Origin of the sequence: Asaia sp. SF2.1 (genome assembly GCF_000505765.1) — a bacterium.
Taxonomy (GTDB): domain Bacteria; phylum Pseudomonadota; class Alphaproteobacteria; order Acetobacterales; family Acetobacteraceae; genus Asaia; species Asaia bogorensis.
This window is the reverse complement of sequence record NZ_AYXS01000048.1, coordinates 99,630-102,524: the sequence shown is the minus strand read 5'-3', so window position 1 is coordinate 102,524 and position 2,895 is coordinate 99,630. Positions and strand designations below refer to the sequence as shown.

3 protein-coding genes are annotated in these 2,895 nt (G+C 59.4%); 1 reads left to right on the top strand and 2 read right to left on the bottom strand.

The window, feature by feature from the left end; genetic code table 11:
• Nucleotides 1-138: 138 nt before the first annotated feature.
• Together P792_RS33300 and P792_RS33295 are read right to left on the bottom strand one after the other, a co-directional pair.
• Nucleotides 139-777, bottom strand: a complete 639-nt coding sequence (locus P792_RS33300; RefSeq protein ID WP_023979678.1) for a 2OG-Fe(II) oxygenase — start codon at nt 775-777, stop codon at nt 139-141.
• 45 nt (nt 778-822) lie between these two features.
• Nucleotides 823-1,134 (bottom strand): hypothetical protein, encoded by a 312-nt coding sequence (locus P792_RS33295; RefSeq protein ID WP_023979677.1) that lies wholly within the window; start codon nt 1,132-1,134, stop codon nt 823-825.
• A gap of 272 nt (nt 1,135-1,406) precedes the next feature.
• On the opposite strand from P792_RS33295, the gene P792_RS39220 reads away from it, so the two are divergent.
• The coding region (locus P792_RS39220) for a thiamine pyrophosphate-dependent enzyme (RefSeq protein WP_035440587.1) at nt 1,407-2,895 on the top strand (1,489 nt) is incomplete at its 3' end.

The following is a 2,895-nucleotide window of genomic DNA, read 5'->3' as shown; positions in this document are numbered from 1 at the left end:
GAAAATCTCTCTCGGCAAGAATGCGCAGGAGTTCACGACCTACAGCACCAGTCGCGCCAACGACCGCAACGCGGTATCCCATAATCACATTACCTCAGTCAGAATTCGATCGTCATCACGCCGGGCGTCATGACCGTTTCATCGGGCGAATGACAGGCGCTTGAACAGCGCTGACAGCCGATGACGGCGCAGTTCATAGCGCGCCTTGTTATTTGTGGCCATGTAATTCAGCTGAATAGTGTAGCGCGGGCCAACATACTGCCTGTGACCGTGCCAGGTTTTCGGCCCATTCGGGAAAATCAGCAACGTACCGTGGGCGGGCTTCACCTCAACCTCGTAATCCTCGAGATTATCGGGGCCGTTCAGCAGGCGCAGGCAGCCTTCCTGTGCAGACCAGGCAGCACTTTCCGGATTCAGGTAAAGCAGGATCGTCACGAGCTTGGCTTCTGAATCACGATGGATACGCCCGTCCTTTTCACGGGTGCGGCCACGCAGGGTGAGCATGCTCGGTGCGTCTTTGATATCGAGGCCGAATTTCTGCGCCACGATCTTCTTGAGCCGCGGCCCCTGCAGTTCCTTCGTCAGCGCTCTGACTGTCGGGTGCAGCCGCAGACCCTCCGGGGGAAAGGACCCGCCGGACTTCATCTCGGGCATCAGATTGATGAGTGTCTGGAGGTCCTCTTCGCGTACGAAGTTCGGGACAACCACATGTCTGAACGGTGCCTCGCTGATCGGGGTCCGTTCAAGGGCTTCATACTGAAGAGCGATCTGTGACATGGAGGGCGAGCCTATTCCTGCTCCCCCCGGCGCACAAGAGGCTTGCTAGCCCTTCATGCGGTGATGCAGGTGGCGCACCGCACTGTTGCGTACATACTGTGTATACCCTGCCCCGATACGGTCGGTATCGGAAAAGCACGAACGCATGGACACAACCCCTTCAGCGGGCTTTTCGCCGGGGGTGTAGGCGGTTCTGACCAGATGGGGTGCCCGCGTGCAGCGCAAGGGGGCTCGGCTGTCGAAATCGAGATGACGCCCTTGCTGCTCGACCGGGCGTTCGGGAGTCGCCCAGGCACAGGACACGCCCTGTGACAGTAGCGAAATCGTGAATACCGCGAGTGCGGGCATGCAGCGCATGACAGACCCCTCCAAACTGCAATATCGGAATACCATGTGATGGGTTAGACCACACGACGCTCTGGTGCGGAGTCTATAGACGGCAGGCAGGATTGAAAGTTTCGACTCTTTCTGATGCCGTCTGCAGAACGTGCGATTGTGAACTGAAATCGTTCGGAAAAGTTTTATGCTTGTTGCTGATCGGCAAGAGTTTCATGGTTGTTTCCGCCATGAGGGTGCCATTTTAAGTCGATATCCAGTTCCGGACGAGTCAGCCGGGGAGGGCTGCAAGCATGGGTGAGATCGGTTCGTTACCAACGGCGCTGAATGGCGCCAACACCGTCTATCTGGCGGATCTGCATGCGAAATGGGCTGCCGATCCCCGCAGTGTGGACCCTTCCTTCGCCGATCTGTTCAGGGCACTCGATGCCGAACAGGAAGCAGCCCAGCAAGCCGCCAAGCTGAACCCCGCTGACCGGGCCGCTTGGGGTGAGCAGGCTTCGCTGCTCGACGCACGCAGTCCGGCGGGACCGGCGTCCAGGACAGCTGGCGAATTTTCGGCCACCGATCTGCTCTCAAGCGTGGATGACAGCGTTCGCGCCATTCAGCTTGTCCGGGCCTATCGTGTCCGTGGCCATCTTGAGGCGCGTCTCGATCCGCTGGGTCTACAGGTTCCGAAATCCTACACCGAGCTGGACCCCGCGACATACGGCTTTGGTCCCAATGACCGCGACCGCCCGATCTATCTGGGGCAGATGGTCAGTTCGCTTCTGCCCGAACGGGCCAGCGCCACCATCAACGAGCTTCTTGCCGCGCTGCGCCAGACCTATTGCGGCCCAATCGGTGTCGAATACATGCATATCCAGGACGCCGCCCAGCGTTTGTGGCTTCAGCACCGCCTTGAGGGCGATGACTGGCGGCGCATGTTCTCGGCAGCCGAGAAAAAGACCATCCTCAATCAGCTGACCGAGGCCGAAGGCTTCGAAAGCTTCTGCCAGAAGCGCTTTACCGGCACGAAGCGCTTTGGCCTTGAAGGCAGCGAGGTCACCATTCCGGTGCTCCATGCCATCATCGAGCAATCCGCGCAGCAGGGCACACGCAGCGTCTCTGTCGGCATGGCGCATCGTGGCCGTCTGAACGTGATGGCCAATGTGGTGCAAAAGCCCTTCGCCGCCATATTCTCGGAATTCGCCGGGGCCTCGTTCAAGCCGACCGACGTACAGGGCTCGGGCGATGTGAAATATCATCTGGGCACTGCCGCTACGCTGCATGTCTCGAATGAGAAGGTGCGTGTCACCCTTCTGCCCAACCCATCGCATCTTGAGGCCGTCGATCCGGTCGTGGTGGGACGCGTACGCGCCATCCAGGATTCAGAAGGCTGTGTCGGGCTCGAAAACCGCTATCGCCATCTCGGCCTGCTGATCCATGGCGATGCCGCCTTTGCCGGTCAGGGCATCGTTTACGAGACGATGGCCATGTCCCAGCTCATTGGCTATCGCACGGGCGGCACGGTTCATGTGGTCACGAACAACCAGATCGGTTTCACGACCATTTCGGCCCATGCCCATTCGGGCTTTTACTGCACCGATATCGCCAAGGCCGTGCATGCGCCGATCCTGCATGTGAATGGTGACGAGCCCGAAGCCGCCGCCTATTGCGCGCGCCTTGCAGCCGATTACCGTCGTGAATTCGCGGCAGATGTGGTGATCGATCTGGTCTGCTATCGCCGTCATGGACATAATGAGGCCGACGAACCGGCCTTCACCCAGCCCACCATGTACA